24 protein-coding genes, 1 other RNA gene and 1 riboswitch are annotated in these 24,557 nt (G+C 64.5%); of the genes, 11 read left to right on the forward strand and 14 right to left on the reverse strand.

What is annotated here, in order from left to right; all coding sequences use genetic code 11:
- Window positions 1-12 precede the first annotated feature (12 nt).
- From GCT19_RS01100 to GCT19_RS01110, 3 genes are read right to left on the reverse strand one after another with little or no spacing between them, the layout of a single operon-like run.
- Window positions 13-864, reverse strand: coding sequence for an ABC transporter ATP-binding protein (locus GCT19_RS01100; RefSeq protein ID WP_408582366.1), 852 nt, complete (start codon window positions 862-864; stop codon window positions 13-15).
- Window positions 864-1,928 (reverse strand): FecCD family ABC transporter permease, encoded by a 1,065-nt coding sequence (locus GCT19_RS01105; RefSeq protein ID WP_152850794.1) that lies wholly within the window; start codon window positions 1,926-1,928, stop codon window positions 864-866. The genes GCT19_RS01100 and GCT19_RS01105 overlap by 1 nt, the downstream gene beginning before the upstream one ends.
- 39 nt (window positions 1,929-1,967) lie before the next feature.
- Window positions 1,968-3,899, reverse strand: a complete 1,932-nt coding sequence (locus tag GCT19_RS01110; RefSeq protein ID WP_152850795.1) for a TonB-dependent receptor domain-containing protein — start codon at window positions 3,897-3,899, stop codon at window positions 1,968-1,970.
- A gap of 89 nt (window positions 3,900-3,988) precedes the next feature.
- A riboswitch (cobalamin riboswitch) is annotated at window positions 3,989-4,253 on the reverse strand.
- Between the two features lie 220 nt (window positions 4,254-4,473).
- Between GCT19_RS01110 and GCT19_RS01115 the strand changes: the two genes are divergently transcribed.
- The 5 genes from GCT19_RS01115 to GCT19_RS01135 all read left to right on the forward strand — a co-directional run bounded on the left by GCT19_RS01115 (window position 4,474) and on the right by GCT19_RS01135 (window position 6,984).
- The gene (locus tag GCT19_RS01115; RefSeq protein ID WP_018431704.1) at window positions 4,474-4,833 is read left to right on the forward strand and encodes an ATPase; all 360 of its coding nucleotides are present in this window, start codon (window positions 4,474-4,476) and stop codon (window positions 4,831-4,833) included.
- Complete coding sequence (locus GCT19_RS01120; RefSeq protein WP_018431705.1) at window positions 4,830-5,144, forward strand: cell division protein ZapA; 315 nt, start codon at window positions 4,830-4,832, stop codon at window positions 5,142-5,144. The genes GCT19_RS01115 and GCT19_RS01120 overlap by 4 nt, the downstream gene beginning before the upstream one ends.
- Before the next feature lie 78 nt (window positions 5,145-5,222).
- A non-coding RNA gene (gene ssrS, locus GCT19_RS01125) (6S RNA) lies at window positions 5,223-5,404 on the forward strand.
- A 141-nt stretch (window positions 5,405-5,545) separates the two neighbouring features.
- On the forward strand, window positions 5,546-6,004 hold the full coding sequence (locus GCT19_RS01130; RefSeq protein ID WP_018431706.1) for an EVE domain-containing protein: 459 nt from the start codon (window positions 5,546-5,548) through the stop codon (window positions 6,002-6,004).
- Between the two features lie 254 nt (window positions 6,005-6,258).
- Complete coding sequence (locus tag GCT19_RS01135) at window positions 6,259-6,984, forward strand: SIMPL domain-containing protein (protein WP_018431707.1); 726 nt, start codon at window positions 6,259-6,261, stop codon at window positions 6,982-6,984.
- 102 nt (window positions 6,985-7,086) lie between these two features.
- Here GCT19_RS01135 and lgt read toward each other — a convergent pair whose 3' ends face one another.
- Window positions 7,087-7,992 carry a prolipoprotein diacylglyceryl transferase gene (gene lgt, locus GCT19_RS01140; RefSeq protein WP_018431708.1) on the reverse strand — a complete coding sequence of 302 codons (906 nt, stop codon included), beginning with the start codon at window positions 7,990-7,992 and terminating at the stop codon, window positions 7,087-7,089.
- 58 nt (window positions 7,993-8,050) lie between these two features.
- A complete protein-coding gene (locus GCT19_RS01145) occupies window positions 8,051-9,037 on the reverse strand; it encodes a LysR family transcriptional regulator (protein ID WP_152850796.1) in 987 nt (328 codons plus the stop codon).
- Window positions 9,038-9,196: 159 nt separating this feature from the next.
- Between GCT19_RS01145 and ilvD the strand changes: the two genes are divergently transcribed.
- Together ilvD and GCT19_RS01155 are read left to right on the forward strand one after the other, a co-directional pair.
- Entirely contained in the window at window positions 9,197-10,870 is a 1,674-nt protein-coding gene (gene ilvD / locus GCT19_RS01150) for a dihydroxy-acid dehydratase (protein ID WP_152850797.1), read from the forward strand.
- Between the two features lie 146 nt (window positions 10,871-11,016).
- Complete coding sequence (locus GCT19_RS01155) at window positions 11,017-11,355, forward strand: c-type cytochrome (protein WP_152850798.1); 339 nt, start codon at window positions 11,017-11,019, stop codon at window positions 11,353-11,355.
- Window positions 11,356-11,379: 24 nt separating this feature from the next.
- Here GCT19_RS01155 and GCT19_RS01160 read toward each other — a convergent pair whose 3' ends face one another.
- The 3 genes from GCT19_RS01160 to GCT19_RS01170 all read right to left on the reverse strand — a co-directional run bounded on the left by GCT19_RS01160 (window position 11,380) and on the right by GCT19_RS01170 (window position 14,240).
- Window positions 11,380-12,174 (reverse strand): DUF2486 family protein, encoded by a 795-nt coding sequence (locus GCT19_RS01160; RefSeq protein WP_321576731.1) that lies wholly within the window; start codon window positions 12,172-12,174, stop codon window positions 11,380-11,382.
- A gap of 85 nt (window positions 12,175-12,259) precedes the next feature.
- Complete coding sequence (locus GCT19_RS01165; RefSeq protein WP_013088690.1) at window positions 12,260-12,676, reverse strand: DNA polymerase III subunit chi; 417 nt, start codon at window positions 12,674-12,676, stop codon at window positions 12,260-12,262.
- A 52-nt stretch (window positions 12,677-12,728) separates the two neighbouring features.
- Window positions 12,729-14,240 carry a leucyl aminopeptidase gene (locus GCT19_RS01170; protein ID WP_018431715.1) on the reverse strand — a complete coding sequence of 504 codons (1,512 nt, stop codon included), beginning with the start codon at window positions 14,238-14,240 and terminating at the stop codon, window positions 12,729-12,731.
- A gap of 137 nt (window positions 14,241-14,377) precedes the next feature.
- On the opposite strand from GCT19_RS01170, the gene lptF reads away from it, so the two are divergent.
- Genes lptF through GCT19_RS01185 form a run of 3 tightly spaced genes read left to right on the forward strand, consistent with a single transcriptional unit; the run spans window position 14,378 to window position 17,055 of the window.
- Window positions 14,378-15,475: an LPS export ABC transporter permease LptF gene (gene lptF, locus GCT19_RS01175; RefSeq protein WP_013088688.1), complete on the forward strand. Its 1,098-nt coding sequence runs from the start codon at window positions 14,378-14,380 to the stop codon at window positions 15,473-15,475.
- A 3-nt stretch (window positions 15,476-15,478) separates the two neighbouring features.
- The gene (gene lptG / locus GCT19_RS01180; RefSeq protein ID WP_018431716.1) at window positions 15,479-16,627 is read left to right on the forward strand and encodes an LPS export ABC transporter permease LptG; all 1,149 of its coding nucleotides are present in this window, start codon (window positions 15,479-15,481) and stop codon (window positions 16,625-16,627) included.
- A 47-nt stretch (window positions 16,628-16,674) separates the two neighbouring features.
- Complete coding sequence (locus GCT19_RS01185) at window positions 16,675-17,055, forward strand: sirohydrochlorin chelatase (RefSeq protein WP_018431717.1); 381 nt, start codon at window positions 16,675-16,677, stop codon at window positions 17,053-17,055.
- A gap of 56 nt (window positions 17,056-17,111) precedes the next feature.
- On the opposite strand, the gene cobA is transcribed toward GCT19_RS01185, so the two are convergent.
- The 6 genes from cobA to GCT19_RS01215 all read right to left on the reverse strand — a co-directional run bounded on the left by cobA (window position 17,112) and on the right by GCT19_RS01215 (window position 23,355).
- A complete protein-coding gene (cobA, locus tag GCT19_RS01190) occupies window positions 17,112-17,870 on the reverse strand; it encodes a uroporphyrinogen-III C-methyltransferase (protein ID WP_152850799.1) in 759 nt (252 codons plus the stop codon).
- Between the two features lie 91 nt (window positions 17,871-17,961).
- Window positions 17,962-19,278, reverse strand: coding sequence for a sulfate adenylyltransferase subunit 1 (locus GCT19_RS01195; protein WP_018431719.1), 1,317 nt, complete (start codon window positions 19,276-19,278; stop codon window positions 17,962-17,964).
- Between the two features lie 24 nt (window positions 19,279-19,302).
- Window positions 19,303-20,265 carry a sulfate adenylyltransferase subunit CysD gene (gene cysD / locus GCT19_RS01200; RefSeq protein ID WP_013088683.1) on the reverse strand — a complete coding sequence of 321 codons (963 nt, stop codon included), beginning with the start codon at window positions 20,263-20,265 and terminating at the stop codon, window positions 19,303-19,305.
- A gap of 99 nt (window positions 20,266-20,364) precedes the next feature.
- Window positions 20,365-21,111 carry a phosphoadenylyl-sulfate reductase gene (locus tag GCT19_RS01205; protein ID WP_152850800.1) on the reverse strand — a complete coding sequence of 249 codons (747 nt, stop codon included), beginning with the start codon at window positions 21,109-21,111 and terminating at the stop codon, window positions 20,365-20,367.
- Window positions 21,108-21,653 carry a DUF934 domain-containing protein gene (locus GCT19_RS01210; RefSeq protein ID WP_013088681.1) on the reverse strand — a complete coding sequence of 182 codons (546 nt, stop codon included), beginning with the start codon at window positions 21,651-21,653 and terminating at the stop codon, window positions 21,108-21,110. The genes GCT19_RS01205 and GCT19_RS01210 overlap by 4 nt, the downstream gene beginning before the upstream one ends.
- Before the next feature lie 22 nt (window positions 21,654-21,675).
- Entirely contained in the window at window positions 21,676-23,355 is a 1,680-nt protein-coding gene (locus tag GCT19_RS01215) for a nitrite/sulfite reductase (RefSeq protein ID WP_018431722.1), read from the reverse strand.
- Window positions 23,356-23,598: 243 nt separating this feature from the next.
- On the opposite strand from GCT19_RS01215, the gene GCT19_RS01220 reads away from it, so the two are divergent.
- A complete protein-coding gene (locus tag GCT19_RS01220) occupies window positions 23,599-24,540 on the forward strand; it encodes a CysB family HTH-type transcriptional regulator (protein WP_013088679.1) in 942 nt (313 codons plus the stop codon).
- Window positions 24,541-24,557 lie beyond the last annotated feature (17 nt).

Genomic DNA, 24,557 nt, shown 5'->3' on the forward strand with positions numbered 1-24,557 from the left:
TGGGGGTAAATATCAGCCTGACTGTCCGTCATGTCCGGCTGGCGATTCATGACGCGTGCGCGGCGCGGGAATCAGCGCCTCGTGCTCGCCGTCGCGAATCAGAATCAGCGGATAGCCGAACGCGCGGCTCGTCAACGCGGGCGTCAGCACGTCGCGCACCGGGCCCGCATACGCGCCGCCCGCGCCGTCGAGCAGCAACGCGTGCGTCGCGAAGCGGCGCGCGAGGTTCAGGTCGTGGCATGAGAACAGCACGCTGCGCGGTATGTTGCGTCCCGGTTCGCGCGTCCATGCGACGAGCGCTTCGAGGCAGTCGATCTGATGATGCAGGTCGAGATGCGACAACGGTTCGTCGAGCAGCAACAGCGGCGCGTCCTGGCACAGCACTGCAGCAAGCGCGACGCGCTGACGCTCGCCGCCCGATAGCGACAGCACGTCGCGCGCCGCAAAGTCCGCAAGGCCGAGCGATTCGAGCGCCGCCTGCGCGGCCGCGCGATCTTCATCGCGCTCCCAGCCCCAGCCGCCCAGATGCGGGAAGCGGTTCAGCAGCACGATGTCGAGCACACTTGCATTGAACGCATCGGCCGCGCTTTGCGGCATCAGCGCGCGGCGCCGGGCGAGCGGCAGCGGCTGCCAGTCGGCCACGCGCACGCCATCGAGTTCGACATGGCCCGCCGCCGGATGCAACAGGCCTGCCAGCGTCGACAGCAAGGTGGTCTTGCCCGCGCCGTTCGGCCCGGCGATACACCAGACTTCGCCCGCGTTGAAGGTGTGCGTGAACGCGTCGAGCAAGGTGCGCGCGCCGGCGCGCAACGTCAGGCGCTGCGTGCTCAGCATGGCAGAGGTCGGGTTGGGTTCGGCTTGCATCATCGGCGGCGTTTGAGCAGCATCCACAGGAACACCGGCACGCCGACCAGCGAAGTAATCACGCCGACCGGCAATTGCGCGGGCGCGATCACGGTACGCGCGATCAGATCCGCGCCCATCACCGCGACACCGCCGCCGAGTGCGGCCGCCGGCAGCAGCATGCGCTGGTCGTTGCCGAACGCGAGCCGCAGCATGTGCGGCACGACGAGGCCGACGAAGCCGATCGTGCCCGCGGTCGTCACCGCCGCGGCCGCCGCCAGCGACGCGACCAGATACACCCGCAAACGCAGCGGCATCACCGCGACGCCCAACGCTTGCGCGGCCGCGTCGCCGCGCAGCAGCACGTTCAGACGCGGCGCGGCCGGCACGATCGCGAACAACACGAGCGCGAGCGCGATCAGCGCGGTCCACGGCAGCGCGCCGCCGTTGAGGTCGCCGGTCAGCCAGAACAGCATGCCGCGCAGACGGCTATCGGGCGCGAGATTGAGCAGCAGCGTGATCATTGCGCCCCACCCGGCCGCGATCACCGCGCCCGTCAACAGCAAACGCGGCGACGTGTCCTGCGGCTCGCCGCGCCACAGTTCGCGACGCGCGAGGCCGAGCACCAGCAGGATCGACACGAACGCACCCGCGAACGCGCTCGCATCGACGATCCACCATGCGCCGCCCGCGATCATCGCGACCAGCGCGAAGGTGGCCGCGCCGCCCGACACGCCGAGCACGTACGGCTCGGCCAACGGATTGCGCAGCAGCACCTGCAGCAGCGCGCCGGCGAGCGCGAGCAACGCGCCGCACGCGAAGCCCGCGAGCGCGCGCGGCAAACGCAACGTGCGCACGATTTCGCCGGCGAGATCGTCGGTGCCCGTGGCGCCGAACGTGTGCGTTGGCACGAGCGCTGCAAGCACACGCGACGGCGCGAGCGGCACGCTGCCGAGCACCAGCGACGCGCCGAGCAGCCCGACGGCCGCGAGCGCGAGCCCGAGCCAGATCGCGGCCGCGCGTTTCGCGTTCATCGGGCGCGGCGTTGCCATCGCGGCGGATAGAGAACCCGACGCGCGACTCATCCGCGTGCGCTCACGCATGCGGCCAACCCGGCGCGCGCGTCACTGCTGCTGCCAGCCGAGCGTGACGTACGCACCGCGTCGCGGCGAGTTATACGAGTAGGCCGTTTCATAGTCCTTGTTGAACAGATTGTCGATTTGCGCGCTGACGTACCACGCCTTCGTGACGTTGTAGCGCGCGGACAGATTCACGATGCCATAGCCGCCCAGGTTGCCGGTGCTGTCGGTACGCGGACCGCTGACGATCCACTCGCCGCCAACCCGCCATCCACCGATGCTGCGGTTCACCGCGAACGACCCAAAGCGTCGGGCGCGCCGCACGAGGTCGGTACCGCTGTCGAGATCGACCGGGTTCTGCACCGTAAACGTCGCGCGTACGTCGGTCTTGCCGACATGACCGCTCCACGATCCTTCGAGTCCCTGCACCTTCGCATGGCCGACGTTCTCCGCGAGATAGATGCCGGGGATCGTCTGCACGTAGTTGATCAGATTCGTATAGCGCGTCTGGAATGCGTTCAGACGCATCACGCCGAGCGCATCGGTCGCGTACTGCACAGCGGCTTCGACCGAGTGACTGCGCTCGGGCTGGATCGACGGGTTGCCGCTGATCGGATAGTACAGATCGTCGAAGCTCGGCGCGCGGAACGCATCCGAATAGCTTGCGGTTACCTTCCAGTGCGACGTGATGTCGAAACCGTAGCCGAGATAGTAACTGTTCGCTCCGCCGAAATCGGAGTACTGGTCGCGGCGCACGTTGGCCTGAATCTGGTTGCGCCCGAAGCGCGCGCTGTAGCCCCCGAAGACCGAATCGACGTGACGGTCGGGCGCGGCGAAGGTGTCGGAGTCGAGAGTCTGGTCGAGATGCTCGTAGCCGAATTGCAGCTTCTGGTTCGCGGCGAGCGCGAAATCGTTCTGCCACGTGTACTGGCGATTGTCGGTATCGAAGCGGTCGTCGTAGATGCCATTGGTGTTCGATACGCTGCGGTCGTCGCCCTCGGCGACCGTGAAGTGAGTGGTCCACCAGTCGGTCAGCTTGCCGTTCGCGAACACCGACACCTGACGCACCTTGCTATAGAGGTTGTTCAGATCGGTCGGCACGCCGTACGCATTGTCGTAGCTGTTGTTGTTGTTCGACTGAAAGTAGCTGACGCCCGCGTCCCACTTGTCGGTGAACTTGTGACGCAGCGAAGCGCTGATGCTCTCGTTCAGATTGCCGTTCGCGTTCGGATTCGCGGCCGGCGCCTCGAGCGGATTGAGCGACGAAAAGCCGTCGTCCTTCGTGCGCGCGAGCGAGATGTTGAAGGTCGTGCGGCCGTCCTGATCGAGCGCGCCGTTCACGCCGGCCGTTTGCGTCTGCGTGTGATAGCTGCCGTAGCCGACCGAGAAATTGAAACGCGGCGGATGAGCGCCGCCGTCTTTCGTGAACACCTGCACGACGCCGCCGATCGCGCCCGAGCCGTACAACGCCGACACGTTGCCGTTCACGACTTCGACGTGATCGACCTGGTCGAGCGGAATCTGTGCGAGCTGAGCGGAGCCGAGACTGACCGAATCGACGCGCACGCCGTCGATCAGCAGCAGCGATTGCGTCGACGACGCGCCGCGCAGAAAGAGGCTCGTGGTCGAACCGGGGCCACCCGCGCGCGAGATTTGCGCGCCCGGCGCGAGTCGCAACAGGCCGGGCAGATCGGTCGCGGTCGTGTCGGCGATGTCCTGCTGATCGAACTGCGTGGTCTGCGGGATCGCGTCGCGCAACGCTTGCGCTCCGCGTTGTGCGGTCACGACGATCGGCGACAGCACGTTGCCCGGCGCATCGGCGGAAGTGGAATTGGCCGCGTCGGCAATGTTTGCGGCGTTCGCGCTGCTGGCATCCGTAGCGGACGATGAAGACACAGGCTCGGCGCTTTGCGCATGCACGACGAGCGGCAGGCTCGCGAACGCGAGCAGCGTCGCGCGGGCGATGGGGGACAGCATGGGATGACATTCCTGTGGATAGCGTGCGCGGCCTGCTTCCCCGCGGGCCGACGCGTCACGAGGCGTCCCCTTGTTTAACGTTTTCGCGGGGACGTCCCTCTTTTCTGGCCGGTATCCGGGCTACGACACATCGATCCCGCCTTCCCACGCGTGACGCGCAGTGGCACACTCGCAGGTTGAACTTCCAACCTTGCGATTAGGACCGACCTGCATGAGCACATCACATGCGGTCGTTTACCGTTGCGGGGGCAGCGCAGGTTCGCGCATCCGGTTTTGGCACCGCGCGCGCCCTGCTTCCCGTTTAACTGCGCGCGCCGAAAAGCGCGCGCGGGCACCAGAGTGCGGGAAGTGTAGGAGCGGCCTCGCGGGGCGTCAAGAAAGGTCCCTAGGAGCGCAAGCCGTTCTGTTGAATGCAGGTTATTGTCCGATGGATTGCCGGCCTTTTATCTTATGGTCGACGATACAACTCGCAACGAACCTGCACGAAGCGATGCTGTTACGTCTCGAAACGAGACAATTGTCGGAACCTGTAATATTCCGCGCTAAAATGCGATGTCTTTAGAGGACGCAGCACATGCTCACCGAACTCGAATCACTCTCCCAGAATATCGGCAAGCTGATTGCGATCAGCCAGCGCCACAACGAAGCGCGGATCGCGCTCGAAGAGCAGCTCGCGCAAACGCGTGCCGAAGTGCAAGCCACGCACGCGGAACTCTCGCAATTGCGTGCCGAGCGCGACGCACTGCAAGCCGAACGCGACGCGCTGTCCGCCAAGATCGACGACGCTCAAGTGCGCCTGAATGCGATTCTCGAAAAATTGCCGCGCGCACGCGCGAGCAGCGAACCGGATAACCAGCTCGATCTGCTCGAGTCCGCCCAGCCCGAACACGAGGAAGCGGAAAGCGACGTGAGCCGACACGGAGAAAGCGCATGACCACCAAGCAGATCGAAGTATCGATTCTCGAAGTACCCTACCGTCTCGCCTGTTCGCCGGAAACGGAAGGCGCGCTGCTCGAGGCGGTCGCGCGCGTCGACGCCGAGATGAAGAAAATTCGCAGCGGCAGCAACGTGCGCGGCACCGATCGCATCGCGGTGATGGCTGCGCTGTCGCTGGCATCGGAACTGCTTAAGCTGCAAAGCAGTGTGCGACACGGAGAAGCATTTCCTGCTGAAGAAATCCGGCGTACAATGCAGCAAATGAACGAACAGCTAGGTACTGTGATTGAGCAGTACAACATGCAGTAAGCAGTAGTTGACTCAATAGCAGGCCGGTTTCGAACCGGTCACTTGTTCAACGGTTGGTGTTGTTGCTTCATCGGTTTAGCTTCCCTGCCTGGTTCGCCAAGGTCATATATTCCTTGAACCAATGCCATGTGCACGGTTGCGGAAATTTGTAGCACGGGTGTGCGCGTCACTCTGTCTGATGTACCCGAAGTGTTGCTAACTGCGACCAATTCTGAACCCTCGGTTCAGGATGCCGGCCTAGCGGCTAAGGCGGGGACCTTATCTGGAACGGCATCGGACTTCGGTTCGATGCCGTTTTTCTTTGGTCGTCGTTTTTTCGTTTGAGTGCCTGTTTCAGGGGCTTTTCCGCACGCGCCCGCTATTGTCGCGCGTCGTTCAATCTCACACGCTCACTCCGATTCATGCGCTACTGGCTGATGAAGTCCGAACCGGACGAAGCAAGCATCGACGACCTCGCCAACGCACCGCATCGCACGTTGCCGTGGACCGGCGTGCGCAACTATCAGGCGCGCAACTTCATGCGCGACGTGATGCAGGTCGGCGACGGCGTGCTCTTCTACCATTCGAGCTGTCCGGAGCCCGGCATCGCGGGTATCGCGGAAGTCTCGTCGACCGCGTATCCGGACCCGACGCAGTTCGATAAAAAGAGTCCGTACTACGACGCAAAATCGTCGCCGGAAACGCCGCGCTGGATGCTCGTCGATGTCGTGTTCAAGAAGAAAATCCCGCTGATTTCGCTTGCCGCACTACGCGAGCATGCCGAATTGCAGGACATGCGCGTGCTCGCCAAAGGCAACCGTCTATCGATCACACCGGTGACCGACGCCGAATGGCGTTTTATCACTGAACAGCTGGTTTAACGGCAAATGCGCGACGCGGGCACTGTCGTGATCGCGTCCAGGTCATCGTTTCCGATGCGGCGGCGAAGCACTAATTGGGGAACCAAGCGTCGGTAAAACCCGCCTAATCGGACGACGAAAGCGCGAGCTCGGACCAACCGCTAGACGGCACCCGATCCCTTCGCCAGCGCAACCGTCGAACCGCGCGCCACATTGCGTCATCACGCGGCGCTCGCGTCGAACGTGCACAACCTGCTCAAACAAGGATTCCAGCCATGACGACAAAACCCGCACGGGCCCTCGCACTTGCGCTCGCCTTTGGCGCGCCTGTGGCGCTCGCGCTGAACCCGGCGCCCGCTCGCGCGCAGACCATGATGCCGCAGCCTTCGGGCGTGCTGTCTCTGAATGCGCAGGCGAGCGCCGAAGTCCCGCAGGACGAAGTCGAAATCACGCTGTTTTACGAGCAGGAAGCGAGCGAGCCGTCGGCCTTGACATCGACGCTGAACCAACGCGCCGACGCGGCATTGCAGAAAGCGCGTGGCGTCGCCGGCGTGACCGCGCGCTCGGGCGCGTTCTCGATCTTCCCGTCGACGGACCGCGACGGACGCATCTCGGCGTGGCGCGGCCGCACGGAAGTCGTGCTCGAATCGCGCGACTTCGCCGCGGCCTCGAAGCTCGCCGGACAGATGGCATCGATCATGCAGGTGGGCAACGTGCGTTTCTCGCTGTCGCCGGAAGCGCAGCGCGCCGCCGAACAGCGGCTCAGCGGCGAGGCGATCAAATCGTTTCGCGAGCAGGCCGCGGCGTCCTCGCAGGCGTTCGGCTTTAGCGGCTATTCGATCCGCGAGGTCAACGTGAATCACAGCGGCGTGATGCCGCGTCCGATGATGATGATGAGCGCACGCGCGATGGGTGCCGACGCGAAGAGCGCGCCGATGCCGCTCGAAGGCGGTACGTCGACGGTGACGGTCAACGTGTCGGGGTCGGTGCAGATGAAGTGATGCGCACGCGCGAACGCCAGCGCATCAAAGAAAACGCCACGGCATCCATCGATGCCGTGGCGTTTTTTCATGCAGCGTTCGCTACGCCGGCCGGGGCGCGGTTCAGTTCGCGCCAACCGCCTGCGCCGGCTCGCGACGCGCACGGCGATACGCCCACACCATCAGGCCGATGCCCGCGAGGATCATCGGCAGCGACAGCCATTGACCCATCGACAGCCCCATCGCGAGCAGGCCGAGGAAATCGTCCGGCTCGCGCGCGAATTCGACCGTGAAGCGCGCGAGCCCATAGCCGATCAGGAACATCGCGGAAATCGCGCCGAGCGGCTTTGGCTTGCGCGAGAAGAAGATCAGCACGAAAAACAGCGCCACGCCTTCGAGCGCGATCTCGTACAGCTCGGACGGATGCCGCGGCAGCATGTGATATTGCGCAAACACTTCGTTCAGATGCCATTGCGCGGCCAGTTGCGGATGCGCGGCGAGCCAGCTGGCGTCGTCGGGCGCGGCGCCGGGGAACAGCATCGCCCACGGCGCGGCCGGATCGGTCACGCGGCCCCACAGCTCGCCGTTGATGAAGTTGCCGAGCCGCCCCGCCGCGAGGCCCGTGGGCACCATCGGCGCGACGAAGTCGGTGACCTGCAGCCACGAGCGCTTGCGCTGATACGCGAACAGCATCATCGCGATGGTGACGCCGAGAAAGCCGCCGTGAAACGACATGCCGCCTTCCCACACCTTGAAGATGTCGAGCGGATGCGCGAAATAGAAGCTGGCCTTGTAGAACAGCACATAGCCGAGCCGGCCGCCGAGGATCGTACCCAGCACGCCGAAGAACAGCATGTCGTCGATGTCCTTCGCGGTCCAGCCTTGCGCGGCGACGTACGGCAGCCGCAGCCGCAGCCGGGCGACGACGATCGCAGCGACGAACGCGACGAGGTACATCAAGCCATACCAGCGCACGGCGAGCGGCCCCAGATGGATGGCGACAGGGTCGAAATTCGGGTGAATGAGCATCGTGTAGTTATGGGCAGTTCAGGTTCGAAAGCAGTTTTACAGGAAGAAAAAGCGGGATCTAGACACGCGACGCCACGCTCGCCGCATGCGCGCGCACGATATCGATGAAGCCCGCCAGCACCGGGCTGACCTCGTCGGTGCGCCAGACGAGGCCCGTTTCGATTGCGGGCACCGACTCGGACAGGGGCCGGTATACGACGCCCGTGCGCCGCAGGTTACGCAACGATTGCGGCACCAGTGCGACGCCCATGCCGGCCGACACGAGACTCACGATGGTTTGCATCTGGATCGCCTCCTGGCCGATCCGCGGCGCGAGGCCGGCGACGCCGTAGCAATCCATAATGATGTCATAAAAGCCTGGCGCGAGACGTCTTGGGAAGACCACGAGCGGCGCGTCGCCGAGATCGCGCAGGCTGACGGGCGTATCGAGCCATCCGGCGGCGGGGTCTTCATTTGGCTTGCCCTTGCCCGTTTTGTTCACGCCGCCTTGCAAGCGTTGCGCCATCTCCGTCGACATCGCGATCACCAGCGGCTCGCGCGCGATCGGCAGCCATGACAGCTGCGCCGCATGCCGCGACGGCAGCGGCGCGATGACCAGGCCCGCGTCGATACGCCCGGCCACCAGTTCCTCGACCTGCACGTCGCTGGTCGCCTCCGTCAGCTCGAGCCGCACGCGCGGATGCCGTGCGCCGAAATCGCGCAGCAGGAGCGGCAGCAGGCCGTAATCCGCGGTCGATACGAATGCGAGCGACAGCACGCCCGCCTCGCCGCGCGCGAGGCTCTGCGCGAGCGGCCTCAACCCTTCCGCGGCCGCGAGCAGCCGCTGCACCTCCGGCAGCAGATCGGTGCCGACCGCGGTCAGCTCGACCGAACGCTTGGTGCGCGCGAACAGCTCGACGCCGAGCGTCTCTTCCAGCGCGCGAATCGCCTGCGACAGCGGCGGCTGCGTCATCGACAGACGCGCGGCTGCGCGCCCGAAGTGCTTTTCCTCGGCGACGGTGACGAAATAGCGTAACTGGCGCAGATCGGGAATCGTCGGCAGCATGATTAATATATTTTACGACCTAAATAGCCGCGAATAATACACGCGACGCGCGTCATGCAAAACCGCCTGTTTGCACGGTCTGGCGGAACTACACTGAACGGATGCGCGCGCGGACGCCGCCGCGCGCATTGATCAGAACAGCCAGACTTGGAGCTCCCCATGGCCTACAACCGTCGTTCTAAGAACATCACGCAAGGCATCGCGCGTTCACCGAATCGCTCGATGTACTACGCGCTCGGCTATCAGAAGGAGGATTTCGACAAACCGATGATCGGCGTCGCCAATGGCCACTCGACGATCACGCCGTGCAACGCCGGCCTGCAGCGGCTCGCCGACGCAGCCGTCACCGCGATCAAGCGCGCCGACGCGAATCCGCAGACCTTCGGCACGCCGACGATCTCGGATGGCATGTCGATGGGCACCGAGGGCATGAAGTACTCGCTGGTATCGCGCGAGGTGATCGCCGACTGCATCGAGACCTGCGTGCAGGGGCAATGGATGGACGGCGTGGTCGTGATCGGCGGCTGCGACAAGAACATGCCGGGCGGCATGATCGGCCTCGCGCGCATGAACGTACCGGGCATCTACGTGTATGGCGGCACGATCCGCCCGGGAAACTGGAAAGGCACCGATCTGACGATCGTGTCGTCGTTCGAGGCGGTCGGCGAATTCACGGCGGGCCGCATGTCGCAGGAGGATTTCGAGGGCATCGAGAAGAACGCATGTCCGTCGACCGGTTCGTGCGGCGGCATGTACACGGCCAATACGATGAGCTCGTCGTTCGAGGCGCTCGGCATGTCGCTACTGTATTCGTCGACGATGGCCAATCCCGATCAGGAGAAAGTCGACTCGGCCGCCGAATCGGCGCGCGTACTCGTCGAAGCGGTCAAAAAGGATCTGAAGCCGCGCGACATCATCACGAAGAAGTCGATCGAAAACGCGGTTGCCTTGATCATGGCGACCGGCGGCTCGACCAACGCGGTGCTGCACTATCTGGCGATCGCGCACGCGGCCGAGGTCGAATGGACGATCGAGGACTTCGAGCGCATGCGCAAGAAAGTGCCGGTGATCTGCAACCTGAAACCCTCGGGCCAGTACGTCGCCACCGATCTGCACAAGGCGGGCGGCATTCCGCAGGTGCTGAAGATCCTGCTCGACGCCGGGCTGCTGCACGGCGATTGCATGACGATCACCGGTAGAACGATCGCCGAGGAGCTGAAGGACGTACCCAGCAAACCGCGCGGCGATCAGCAGGTGATCTTCCCGATCGATAAGGCACTGTACGCGGAAGGCCACCTCGCGATCCTGAAGGGCAATCTCGCCGAAGACGGCGCGGTCGCCAAGATCACCGGGCTGAAAAACCCGGTCATCACGGGTCCGGCGCGGGTATTCGACGACGAGCAGAGCGCGCTCGAAGCGATCCTCGCCGACAAGATCGTCGCCGGCGATGTCGTGGTGCTGCGCTATCTGGGCCCGAAGGGCGGCCCCGGCATGCCGGAGATGCTCGCACCGACCTCGGCGATCATCGGCAAGGGGCTCGGTGAATCGGTCGGGCTCATCACCGACGGCCGCTTCTCGGGCGGCACGTGGGGCATGGTGGTCGGGCACGTCGCGCCGGAGGCATTCGTCGGCGGCACGATCGCGTTCGTGCAGGAAGGCGATTCGATCACGATCGACGCGCACCAGCTGCTGCTGCAGCTGAACATCGACGACGCCGAGTTGCAGCGCCGCCGCGCCGCATGGCAGGCGCCGAAACCGCGCTACACACGCGGCGTGATGGCGAAGTATTTCGCGCTCGCGCTGCCGGCGAATCGAGGGGCGGTCACGGGTTAATTACTACAGCCGGCGCGCCCCGCTCCGCGGGACGAACCCGCCGCCACGCTACGCAAAAACGCAAGGGGCGCACGAAAATCCGTGCGCCCCTTTGCTCTTATAATGCGTGCACCACGAGCCGGGCATCTGCACTGGCGGAGACCATAATGAAATCGATGTCGTACGCAGCCGTAGCAGCTTCTGTTGCGCTCGCCGCCGCATTGAGCGCCACGAGTCCCGCAGTCCGTGCCGAAGCAGCCGGCCTCGCGCTCGCCCAGCAGAAGAACTGCATGAGCTGCCACTCGGTCAACCGCCCGTTCATGGGGCCGGCATTGCACGACGTTGCGATCCGGTATGCGGGACGCGACGACGCCGCGACCTATCTGAAGCACAAGATCCTCGATGGCAGCACCGGCGCATGGGGAACCGTGCCGATGCCCGCGAACACGCAGCTGACGCCGGATCAGGCAGCCACGCTGGCGGCCTGGGTACTGACGCTCAAATAACGGACCTCTCGTGTCGCCGTGGCGTCAACGCGAGCGCCGCGCGATTTCTTCTTCCACCGCTTCACGTACCCAATCGGTCATCTCGGCTTCGAGCGTCTGCGCGACCTCGCGCGTGATCTGACTCACGAGCAGACTCGCGTGCTGCTGCACTGCATCGCGGCAGCGCGCCTCGATGATGCCGCGCCCTTCGCCTGTCAGAAAACTCTGGAAGCGTCCGTGCAAACGTGCGGCGAGTGCGTCGGCGTCGAGTGGGAGCTGAGCGGGAGCGGCTTCGTGCGCGCCCTCATGATCGAGATCCGGCGGTACGGTCGCGCCGGCTTCGAGCGGTATGAAGGGCTCGGTGCGATCGAACACGCCGGGCGACACCTCGGCCACGTCCTCATGCAGGCCTTCATGCCGGCCTTCATGCAGTTCCTCATGCCCATGTCGCGCATGAATGCCGTGATGCGGCCGCGCCTGTTTTTTCGCGTGAGTGTGATCGGCCACGTGCGGCCGGTGAAGTTCGGTCTGCGCCGGCTCGGGCGCGAGAACCGGCTCCGGCGAACTCAGTTGCTCGGGTGTGGGCACTGGCTGCGGCGCGAGCACGGGCTCGAGCGCAAGCGTCGGTTCGGCCGGATGCGCGGCCGGCGGCGCGAACGCGGGCTCGGCGCGCAATCCCGGCTCGCGCGACGCCGGTTGCGCGGCGGCTGGGGCTGCGGGTTTGGCGCCCTGGGGCACGGGTGCGGCGGCATCGGCCGACGCCTCGCGCGTCTCGCGCGCGTGGCCCGGCACGAGGACCTCGCTCAGGACCGGAATCGAATTGTCGTGGGGATCGGACACGTGCGCTCTCCGTGTTTTGAGTCGAAGCCAGGGCTGGCGGTCCGCAGCCGCGCTCCTCGCGGCCGTGACGCGAGAGCGGAACGAACTAGCCGCCCTGCTTGTAGTTGTTCAAAGCATAGCCGCGATCGCGATAGAAGCGATAGCGCTCGCGGCCCGCAGCGAGTTCCTCGTGTGCGTTACCGACCACTTCGAGCAATCTTTCGAAGCGCGCGAACTGCGCCGGTACCGTTGCGCCCAGATTGAGCAGCACCTGATGATGCGGCACGTCGTCGAGATTCGTGGCCAGCACGACGGGCGTATCGGCGGCAAGCGGCGTGCCCGCCATGCAGTGCGGTATGAAGTCGAGCGGCGAGAAGGTCCACAGCATCTCGTCGAACGCGCGCAGGCGCGCGGGCTCGGCCAGCACGACGAGCGGCTGGCCCGCCAGGTATGCCTTGCGCGCGAGGCGGCACGCGTACAGCAGCGAATCGCCGACGTTCGAGTGAAAGTCGATTCTGGTCATCGGCCGCCCCGTCCCGCTTGCCGCGCGCCGTGTGCGCGCTTACCGCACTGCGTCATTGGCCGGCGCGGTCGATCAGGAACTGCGCGAGCAGCGGCACCGGACGGCCCGTCGCGCCCTTCGCCGCGCCGCTCTTCCACGCGGTGCCCGCGATGTCCAGATGCGCCCACGGGTACGAATCGGTGAAGCGCGACAGGAAGCACGCGGCCGTCACGCTGCCCGCCGGACGTCCGCCAATGTTCGCGACGTCCGCGAAATTCGACTTAAGCTGATCCTGGTACTCGTCGTCGAGCGGCAGGCGCCAGGCCGGGTCGGCCGCTTCACGCGACGCGTCGAGCAGTTCGCCCGCGAGCGCGTCGTCCTTCGAGAACAGGCCGCTGTTGTGATGGCCGAGCGCGATGATGCAGGCGCCCGTCAGCGTCGCGATGTCGATCACCGCGGCCGGCTTGAAGCGCTCGGCGTAGGTCAAAGCGTCGCACAGAATCAGACGGCCCTCGGCGTCGGTGTTCAGCACCTCGATCGTGAGGCCCTTCATGCTGGTGACGATGTCGCCCGGCTTGGTGGCCGTGCCCGACGGCATGTTCTCGACGGCCGGGATGATGCCGACCACGTTGATCTTCAGACCCATCTCGGCGACCGCGCGCAGCGTGCCGAGCACCGAGCCCGCGCCGCACATGTCGTACTTCATCTCGTCCATGCCCTCGCCCGGCTTCAGCGAGATGCCGCCCGTGTCAAACGTGACGCCCTTGCCGACCAGCACGACCGGCGCGGCCTTCGCGGCGCCGCCCTGGTACTGCAGCACGATGAACTGCGCCGGCTCGACCGCGCCTGCGGTGACCGACAGGAACGAGCCCATTTTCAGCGCTTCGCACTGCTTCTCGCCGAGCACCTCGACCTTCAGCTTCCAGTCTTTCGCGAGCTTCTTCGCGGTGTTCGCAATGTAGGTCGGCGTGCAGACGTTGCTCGGCAGATTGCCGAGGTCGCGCGTCAGGTCCATGCCGTTCGCGAGCGCGGCGCCCTGCTTGGCAGCGAGCTTGGTGGCCTTCTCGTCGCCGGTGTTGACGCTGAACACGATGCGCTTCAACGCGCGCGGCGTGTTGTCGGCCTTGCTCTTCATCTGCGTGAAGCGGTAGGTCAGCTCGCGCAGCGCGAGGATCGCGGCGCGCACGCACCAGTCGGCCGTGCGTTCGAGCACCGGCAGTTGCGCCAACGTGAACGTGACCTGCACGATCTTCGTGCCGAGCAGCGCGCGCCATGCCGCACGGACCGCCTCGCCGTAGGCTTTCTGACTGAAAGCATCCTGTTTGCCGAGGCCGACGAGCAGTACGCGCGACGCGCCGATGCCCGACACTTCGTGCAGGAACAGCGTGGTACCCGCCTTGCCGTCCATGTCACCCGCCTTGATGATGCGCGTGAGCAGGCCCTTGGTGGCCGCGTCGATCTCCAGCGCAGCGCCCGACAGCGTTTGCGACTCGAACACACCGATCACGATGCAATCGGATTTCCCGGTCAGGAAACCGTTCGTCGAGCCTTTGGTCCAATCACAGGCTTTTATGCTAAAGTCCATCGCGCTTGTCCTCGGATAAAATCTGGGCTTAGGATGAAAGCCGCAATTATCCGCTATTTTTCCCGCGGCGGCTGCACCGGAGGCGTGACGGGAACGAACCCCCGCGTCGCCGTGAGCGCCCCCTCTCGTCATCAATAATGATCTTCGAACGCTCCCTCCAGCGCGAGCTCGCGTACACGGCTGGCGCCGTGTTCATGGTTCTCCTCACGCTCGTGCTGACGACGATGATGATCCGCATCGTCGGCTTCGCGGCCTCGGGTGAGATCGATCCGCGCGACGTACTGGTCCTGATCGGCCTCACCGTGATCGGCTATCTGGCCATCATGCTCGTCGCGACGCTATTCGTGTCGATCCTGTTCGTGCTCACGCGCTGGTACAAAGACTCCGAGATGGTCGTGTGGCTATCTTCGGGCGTCAGTCTCACGCAATTCATCAAGCCGATCGGTATCTTCGCCACGCCGATCATCATCCTGATCATGTTCTTCGTGTTCGTCGGCTGGCCGTGGTCGAATCAGCAGAGCAAGCTGATCCGCGCGCGCTTCCAGCAGCGCGACGAAGTCTCGCTGCTGGCTCCTGGGCAGTTCCGCGAATCGCCGAGCACGCACCGCGTGTTCTTCATCGAGAAGATGTCGCCCGACCAGGGGCACGTGGAAAACGTGTTCGTGACGAGCACCGAGGGTGGCAAGGTCAACGTCGTGGTGTCGAAGAACGGCCACGTCGAGACGCACAAGAACGGCGACCGCTTCGTCGTGCTGGAAAACGGCCGCCGCTACGACGGCGAGCCCGGCCACCCCGATTTCCGCATCATGGAGTTCGAGCGCTACGGCGTGAAGATCCAGAGCCAGCCGGTCGTCAATACACCGACCACCACCGGCTTGCCGACGATGACGCTGCTGCGCAATCCGACCAACGAGAACCTCGCCGAATTCGCGTGGCGCGCCGGTCTGCCGTTGATCGCAATCAACCTGATGCTGCTCGCGATTCCGCTCGCGCACCAGAACCCGCGGCGCAGCCGCACGATCAACCTCGTGATGGCCGTGTTGATCTACCTCACCTATTCGAATCTGCTGAACGTCGTGCAGGCATGGATCGAGCAGGGCAAGATGTCGTTCGGCATCGGGCTCGTGATCCTGCACGTGATCGTGCTCGGCATCGTCGCGTTCATCTTCTGGATGCGGGTGCGCAACCGGCCGCTGTTCACGCGCGCCATGTTCAGCCGTTCGCAGGGAGCCTGACCGATGCGCATTTATGAAAGGTATTTCGCGCGTCAGATCTATCTCACGTTCGTGTTCATCCTGTTTGCATTTTCAGGTCTGTTCTTCTTCTTCGACCTGATCAACGAACTGAACTCGGTCGGCCACGGCAACTACAAGTTTCAGTACGCGGTGCTGCGCGTCGCGCTGCAAACGCCGTCGCGCTTTTACGAAATCATTCCGGTCGCGGCGCTGATCAGCGCGATCTACGTGTTCGCGCAGATGGCGGCGAACTCCGAATACACGATCTTCCGCGTGTCCGGTCTCGCCACCAACCGGGCGCTGCGCTCGCTGCTGAAGATCGGCATTCCGCTCGTGATCGTCACCTATCTGATCGGCGAAGTGGTCGGCCCGTACACGGATCAGTTGTCGGAGCGCGTGCGGCTCGAGGCGCTCGGCTCGTCGGTGTCGAGCAACTTCCAGTCCGGCGTGTGGGTCAAGGACACACTGACCGAGCGCGCCGACGGCGAGCAGGTCACGCGCTTCGTCAACGTCGGCGAACTGAGACCCGACGCGACGATCAGCAACGTGCGCATCTACGAGTTCGATTCGAAGTTCCGTCTGTCGAACATCCGCATCGCGCAGAGCGGCCGGTATCAGCCGCCGGGCCACTGGCTGCTGACCGGCGTGACCGACACGCAACTGCTCGACGTGGCCCGAGTTCCCGGCACGCCGGCCGATGCGCTCAATCCGGTGTATCGCGCGAACCAGGTCACGCTGCCCGAGTATTCGCTGCGCTCGGAGCTGACCCCGCAGATTCTGTCGGTGCTGCTGGTGTCGCCGGACCGGATGTCGATGTTCAATCTGTTCCGCTATATCCAGCATCTGACCGAAAACCATCAGGACACGCAGCGCTATGAAATCGCGCTGTGGAAAAAGGTACTGTATCCGTTCGCGGTGTTCGTGATGCTGGTGCTGTCGCTGCCGTTCGCGTATCTGCATACGCGCGCGGGCGTGGTCGGCGTGAAGGTGTTCGGCGGCATCATGCTCGGCATGAGCTTCCAGCTGTTCAACACGCTGTTCTCGCACATCGGCACGCTCAATACGTGGCCTGCGCCATTGACCGCGGCGACGCCGGGGCTCATCTACCTGGTGCTCGGGCTCGTCGGGTTGAAGTGGGTCGACCGGCACTAACTCACAACGCCAGAGGGCGTTGAGGGGCATCGTCAGGAGCTGACGCGATGGCTATCCACGGACTGATACTGTTTGGCCACGGCGCGCGCGATGCGCGCTGGCGCGAGCCGTTCGAGCGGCTCGCCGACAAGCTGCGCGCCGCGCGCGCGGCGACGAGCGAAGCTCAGGCGGTAACGCTCGCCTTTCTGGAACTGATGGAACCGGACCTGCCGACGGCCGTCGCGCAACTCGTCACGCAAGGCTGCGCTGCGATCACCGTGGTGCCGGTGTTCTTCGGCCAAGGCGGACATGTCCGCCAGGATTTGCCCGCGCTCGTCGATCAATGCCGCGCCGCGCATCCCGGTGTCGAGATTCGCTGCGCGGTGGCGGTCGGTGAGGATGATTCGGTACTGGATGCGCTCGCGCAGTATTGCTTGCGGCAACTCTGATTTTTTCGTTCTGCTTGTTCAGATTCGCCGCTGTCGGGCCGGCCCTGCCGGGACATTCAGGCCGCGGCGACCAGCATCCCGTTCGACGAGCGCTTCGCCTCGGTCTGCCGCGCCGCGAACGCCTCGCCAATCATCAACAGGCTCGGCTGCGACGCATCGACCCAGCACTGCGCAACGCCCGCCGCCAGATCTTCCAGCGTCAGCGTCAGCATGCGTTCGCGCGGCGTGCTGCACGCCTCGACGATCGCCACGGGCGTGGTCGCGGGCTTGCCGGCATCGATCAGTTGCTGCGCGATCTCGACGCCGCTGTCGCGGCCCATGTAGAACACCAGCGAATCGGCGTTGACCTGCTCGCGGATTTCATCGGAACCGGGCGCGCGGCTGAACGTCGCGAGCGCGACGCTGCGCGACACGCCGCGCAGCGTCAGCGAACGCTTCAGCGTGGCCGCGCTCGCGAGTGCGGCGGTGATGCCCGGCACGACTTCATAGTCGATGCCCGCGGCTTCGAGCGCGCGCATCTCTTCGTCAGCACGGCCGAACAGCATCGGATCGCCGCCCTTCAGACGCACGACCACGTCGTGCTCCAAAGCCGCATCGACGATCTGCTTGTTGATGAACTGCTGGGCCGTCGATAGCTGGCCGCAGCGCTTGCCGACCGCAATGCGCTTTGCGCGCGCGGGCGCGTAGTCGAGCATTGCCGGCTCGACCAGCGCATCGTGCAGCACCACGTCGGCGGCACCGAGCAGCCGCGCGCCGCGTACCGTAATCAGGTCCGCGGCACCGGGTCCCGCGCCGATCAGATAAACCTTACCCATTGACCTCAACCTGTTCGTTGGAGCGTACGCGGCGGCGCGTTGCGCCGCCTGCGTAGCCCTTCCGTCGCCTGCCTGCCAGCCGATGCCGTGCTCAGGCAGAAAACGCCCGGATCATGCCGGCCGCGACGGTGTGGTTCGTCGCCTCGTCGATCAGCACGAACGCGCCCGTGCCCTGATGCGCGTCGTATGCGTCGCACACGAGCGGCTTCTGCAAGGTCAGCGCGACACGACCGATGTCGTTCATCGCCAGTTCCTTGCGATCGGTCGCCTGCGACAGCGTATGCACGTCGAGCACTTCCTTGATCGCGCCGATCTTCGCGAACACCGTGTTGGTGGTCTGCTTCAGCAGATACTTGCGCTGCGTCGACAGCGGCGTGTCGTCGAACCAGCACAGGTCCGCTTCGAGCTTCTTCGCCGGTTCCGGCGCCGCTGCGCGCAGCACGAAGGTGTCGCCGCGCGACACGTCGACGTCTTCGGCGAGACGGATCGTCACCGTCTGACCGGCGAACGCGCGGTCCACCTGCGCGGTACCGCCGACCACCGGCGCGATGATCTCGGCCACGGTCGCTTCGCGATTGGCCGGCAGCACGACGATCGTGTCGCCCAGCTTCACTTCGCCCGATTCGACGCGGCCCATGTAGCCGCGGAAATCGTCGGCCTGGCTACCGTCCTGACGCGCGACCCACTGCACCGGGAAGCGCAGCGCCTCGCCACTAGCGGTTTCGACCGGCAGCGCTTCGAGCACGTCGAGCAGCGGTTGGCCCGCGTACCACGGCATTCGCTCGCTCGCGGTGACGATGTTGTCGCCCTTCAGCGCCGACACCGGCACGAAGCGCACATCCTGCAGACCGAGGTGACGCGCGAGCTCGACGTACGCGTCGCGGATCTCGTTGAAGCGCGCTTCGCTGTAGTCGACGAGGTCCATCTTGTTGATCGCGACGATCACGTGCTGCAGACCGAGCAGCTTGACGATCGCGCTATGACGCTTGGTTTGCGGCAGCAGTTGCGCGACGCCGTTCTCGAACGTCACGCGCGTCGCGTCGACGAGGATGATCGCCGCATGCGCGGTCGACGCGCCCGTCACCATGTTGCGCGTGTACTGCTCGTGGCCCGGCGTATCGGCGATGATGAACTTGCGCTTGGCGGTCGCGAAGTAGCGGTACGCGACGTCGATCGTGATGCCCTGCTCGCGCTCGGCTTCGAGGCCGTCGGTCAGCAGCGACAGATCGATTTCGTCGCCGACGGTGCGCTTGTTCTTCGCGCGCGACAGCGCCGACAGCTGGTCGCTCAATACAGCCTTGCTGTCGTACAGCAGGCGGCCGATCAGCGTGCTCTTGCCGTCGTCGACGCTGCCCGCGGTGATGAAACGCAGCACGCCGAGGTCTTCTGGTTGATGAATACTGCTCATGATTGCATTGCCCTCGTCGTGTGCTTAGAAATAGCCTTGCTTCTTGCGTTGTTCCATCGCAGCTTCAGAGACCTGATCGTCCATCCGCGTCGCGCCGCGTTCCGTGATTTCGGTAACGGCGGTCTCGGCGATGATCTTCTCGATGTCGTCCGCGTCGCTTTCGACCGGGCACGTGCAACTGATGTCGCCGACCGTGCGGAAACGCACCAGTGCCTGTTCGCTCGTCTCGCCTTCGCGCATCGGCGTGAGCGGCGTGACCGGCACCAGCAGGCCGTTGCGGCGCACGATCTCGCGCTGGTGCGCGTAGTAGATCGACGGCAGTTCGAGCTGTTCACGCGCGATGTACTGCCACACGTCGAGTTCGGTCCAGTTCGAAATCGGGAACACGCGCATATGTTCGCCGTTGTGCAGACGCGCGTTGTAGAGGCTCCACAATTCCGGGCGCTGCGCCTTCGGGTCCCACTGGCCGAATTCGTCGCGGAACGAGAAGATGCGCTCTTTCGCGCGAGCCTTTTCTTCGTCGCGGCGCGCACCGCCGATCATCGCGGTGTAGCCGTATTGCTCGATGGTTTCGAGCAGCGTGACCGCTTGCGCGGCATTGCGCGAATCCGTTTCGCGACGCAGACGCACGGTGCCGCGCTTGATCGAATCCTCAACGTGACCGACCACCAGTTCGGCGCCGATTTCTTGCGCGCGACGATCGCGGAAGTCGATCACTTCGTCGTAGTTATGACCGGTGTCGATATGCACGAGCGGGAACGGCAGCTGCGTCTTGCGGTTCGCGCCGAGGCCGAACGCCTTCAGTGCAAGCGCGAGCACCACGACGGAATCCTTGCCGCCCGAAAACAGCAGCGCCGGCTTGCTGCACTCGGCGACCAGTTCGCGCAGGATGTGAATCGACTCGGCTTCGAGCCAATCGAGGTGATCCATCCGGTTGACCGTGTTGGCAAGCGGAGCGTTGACAGCGGAATCGAGCGTGGTGCTCATAGCGGGTCCTTCGTTGGTTCGCCGGCAAGCGCATGCATGCGGGCGGAAGTATTCAAATCGGTTTCGGCGGCGGTCGAGTGCGAGCTCGGGGCGCTGCGGTCAGGCCGGCGCGTTTTCGTTGCGCTCGACCGCGATCGGGGTAATCGCCGTGATATGCAAGCCGCATTCCTTCGTATCGCGCGACTCCCACCACCAGCGCCCCGCCCGGCTGTCTTCGCCGGGGCGGATCGCACGCGTACACGGCTCGCAGCCGATGCTCGGATAACCGCGCGCATGCAGCGGATTGACCGGCACATCGAACGCCTTAAGATAATCCCAGACTTCGGCTTCGGTCCAGTCCGCGAGCGGGTTGAACTTGGCGATGTTGCGCGCGCCGTCGTGCTCTTCCTCGTGCAGCTCGGCACGCGTGACCGACTGCTCGCGGCGCTGCCCGGTCACCCAGGCGCTGACGTCGGCAAGCGCGCGATTGAGCGGCTCGACCTTGCGGATCTCGCAGCAGCGCTTGCGCAGTTCGACGCTTTCATAGAACGCGTTCAGGCCATGTTCGCCCACGTACTGCTCGACCGCAGCCGTCTGCGGATGAAACTGCTCGATGTCGTAACCGTAGCGCTCTTTCACGCGATCGAGCATGCCGAGCGTTTCCGCATGCAAACGGCCCGTGTTCAGCGAGAAGATGCCGATCTTCACGCCGCGCGACAGGATTGCGTGCGTGAGCAGCATGTCTTCGGCGGCGAGGCTGCTCGCGAGCTTCACGTTCGCGTGACGCGCGGCGATCGAATCGAGCAGCGCGTCGAGTCGATCGGCCTTCGCCGCCAGCTCCGGGCTCAACGATTGAGCGGTGCTCATGCCGGCACCTTGTCGACGCCAGCCTGTGCGGCACGGCGGCGGAACAGCGGCGACGGGTCATCGACGGCGCCCTGGTACTGCACGGTGAAGTCGTCGAACGCCTTCAGCGCGTCGTTGATGTCCTTGTCAGCGCGCACCGCGAACGCGTCGAAGCCGCAGCGGAACATCAACCTGACCTGGTCGCGCAGCACGTCGCCGATCGCGCGCAGTTCGCCCTTGTAGCCATAGCGCTCGCGCAGCAGACGGCCGATGCTGTAGCCGCGGCCGTCGCGGAACACCGGGAAATCCACGGCGATCAGCGCGAGCTTGTCGAAGTCGCCGGCGATGTCCGCCGGTTCGCTATCCGGCGCGAGCCACACGCCGATTTCGGTGGCGCCGCGCGCGGCGACCAGCGCTTCACGCTCGGCCTGCCACAGCACCAGCGGCACGATGACCTTGCCGGCCGGCAGTTCGCTCACCGTCGGCAAAGCGCCGTCTTCCGCGGCACGCACGACGCTCCAGTCGTCGTTGACGATGTCTCGGTTCTTGATGATAGAAGCCATCTGTTCAGTATCCTTTTCGCGGTTACGCGTGTGCCGGTTGACGCGCGGCGTACACGCGCTCCTTGAACGGCGTGATGCCGATGCGGGTGTAGGTATCGATGAAACGCTCGCCTTCCTGGCGGTTGTCCACGAACGTATCGATCACCTTGGTTATCACGTCGGGCATTTCCTCGGCCGAGAACGACGGGCCGATCACGCGGCCAAGATGAGCGCCGGTCGCGCCCGTACCCTGCTCGCCGCCGAGCGTCACCTGGTACCACTCGGAGCCGTCCTTGTCGACGCCCAGAATGCCGATGTTGCCGACGTGATGGTGACCGCACGCGTTGATGCAGCCCGAGATGTTCAGCGACACGTCGCCGAGGTCGTACACGTAGTCCAGATCGTTGAAGCGTTCCTGAATCGCGAGCGCGATCGGGATCGACTTCGCATTCGCGAGCGAGCAGAAGTCACCGCCCGGGCACGAGATGATGTCGGTCAACAAGCCGATGTTCGGCGTCGCGAAACCCTGCGCCTTGGCCTTTTCCCACAGCGCGAACAGGTCGCGCTTCTTCACGTCGGCGAGAATCAGGTTCTGTTCGTGCGACACGCGGAGCTGGCCGAACGAGTACTCGTCGGCCCAGTCGGCGACCGCTTCCATCTGCACGTCGGTCGCATCGCCCGGCGCGACCGTGGTCGGCTTCAGCGACAGCGTGACCGACGCATAGCCCGCGACCTTGTGCGGACGCACGTTGCGCTCGACCCAGCGCGCGAACGCGCGGTTTTCCAGCAGATGCTTTTCGAACGACGTATCGGTGTCCGGCAGCTTGTCGTAAGCGGGCGGCGCGAAGTACTGCGACACGCGATCGACTTCCGCTTGCGTCAGCGTCGACGGGCCGTCCTTCAGGTGCTGCCACTCTTCCTCGACCTGCGCGGAGAATTTCTCCGGCGACAGCGCCTTCACCAGAATCTTGATCCGCGCCTTGTACATGTTGTCGCGGCGGCCGTAGCGGTTGTACACACGCAGCACGGCTTCGGCGTAGGTCAACAGATGCTGCCACGGCAGATCGCGGCGGATGATCGCGCCGACGATCGGCGTACGGCCGAGACCGCCGCCTGCCAGAATGTCGACCACCAGTTCGCCTTGCTCGTTCTTCTTCAGATACACGCCCATGTCGTGGATCTGCACGGCCGCGCGGTCTTCCTTCGAACCGGACACGGCGATCTTGAACTTACGCGGCAGCCATGCGAATTCCGGGTGGAACGTCGACCATTGACGCAGGATTTCGGCCCACGGACGCGGATCGACGACTTCGTCGGGCGCGACGCCGGCGAATTGATCGGCGGTGATGTTGCGGATGCAGTTGCCCGAGGTCTGAATGCCGTGCATCTGCACGGCGGCGAGCTTGCGCAGGATTTCCGGCGTTTCTTCTAGCTTGATCCAGTTGTACTGGATGTTCGAGCGGGTCGAGAAATGGCCGTAGCCGCGGTCGTGTTCGCGCGCGATCTGAGCAAGCACGCGCATCTGGTCGCTGCGCAGGTTGCCGTACGGGATCGCGATGCGGTGCATGTACGCGTGGCGCTGGTAGTACAGGCCGTTCTGCAGGCGCAGCGGACGGAACTCCTCTTCGCTCAATTCGCCCGACAAGCGGCGGCGAACCTGATCGGCGTACTGCGCGACCCGTTCATCGACGATGGTCTGGTCGTACTGATCGTATTGGTACATTCGGGGACCCCAATTTTTTTCGAAACTTGCGTGACGCACGACGGTCCGGCGGCCGGCGCTCCGGTTCCGCTGCGGCTCGAATATCCGTGTTTGTCAGCTGTGGCAAGCAGGCGTTTAGACCCATCGCTCATTTGCTTATAACAAATACAGATATCCATATTGAAAAAGATGGACAGATCGTAATAAACTCGCCTTATATTTCAAACGACTAAAAAATTCTTTTTATATGCGGCGAGGTTATATATGAACCTGCACCAATTCCGCTTCGTCCGCGAGGCTGTGCGGCAGAACTTCAACCTCACCGAAGCGGCCAAGGCGCTGTTTACGAGCCAGCCGGGAGTCTCGAAGGCGATCATCGAGCTGGAGGACGAACTCGGCGTCGAAATCTTCACCCGCCACGGCAAGCGCGTGCGCTCGCTGACCGAGCCGGGCCGCATCATATTGCAATCGATCGAGAAAATCCTGCAGGAAGTCGAAAGCCTGAAGCGGGTCGGCAAGGACTACGCGGCGCAGGATCAGGGCAACCTGACGATCGCCGCGACCCACACGCAGGCGCGTTACTCGCTGCCGGCGGCTATCGCCGAGTTCAAGAAGCGCTTCCCGAAGGTCCACCTTTCGATTCTGCAAGGCAGCCCGACCCAGGTCGCCGAGATGGTGCTGCACGACCAGGCCGACCTCGCGATCGCGACCGAGGCGATCTCGAACTACAAGGATCTGGTGTCGCTGCCCTGCTTCCAGTGGCACCACGTCGCGGTGATGCAGCCGGACCATCCGCTGCTCGACCGCAAGCTGCTGTCGCTCGACGACCTGACCCAGTACCCGCTGATTACGTACGACAACGCGTTCGCCGGCCGCACCAAGATCAACGAGGCGTTCCGCCTGCGCGGGCTGCATCCGGACATCGTGCTCGAGGCGATCGACGCCGACGTGATCAAGACCTACGTCGAGCTGGGCCTCGGCGTCGGCATCATGGCCGACATCGCGTTCAACGGCGAGCGCGACCGCCATTTGCGCGCGATGCCGGTCGGCCATCTGTTCGGCAGCAACGTGACGCGCGTCGCGCTGAAACAGGGCGCGTATCTGCGCAGCTACGTCTACACACTCGTCGAGCTGCTGTCGCCGAGCCTGAACCGCAAGCTGATCGAGCAGGCGCTGAAGGGCGAACACGAAACCTATGAGCTTTGAACCGCTTCCCTATCGCT

It is taken from the genome of Paraburkholderia atlantica (assembly GCF_009362785.1).
Classification (GTDB): Bacteria; Pseudomonadota; Gammaproteobacteria; order Burkholderiales; family Burkholderiaceae; genus Paraburkholderia; species Paraburkholderia atlantica.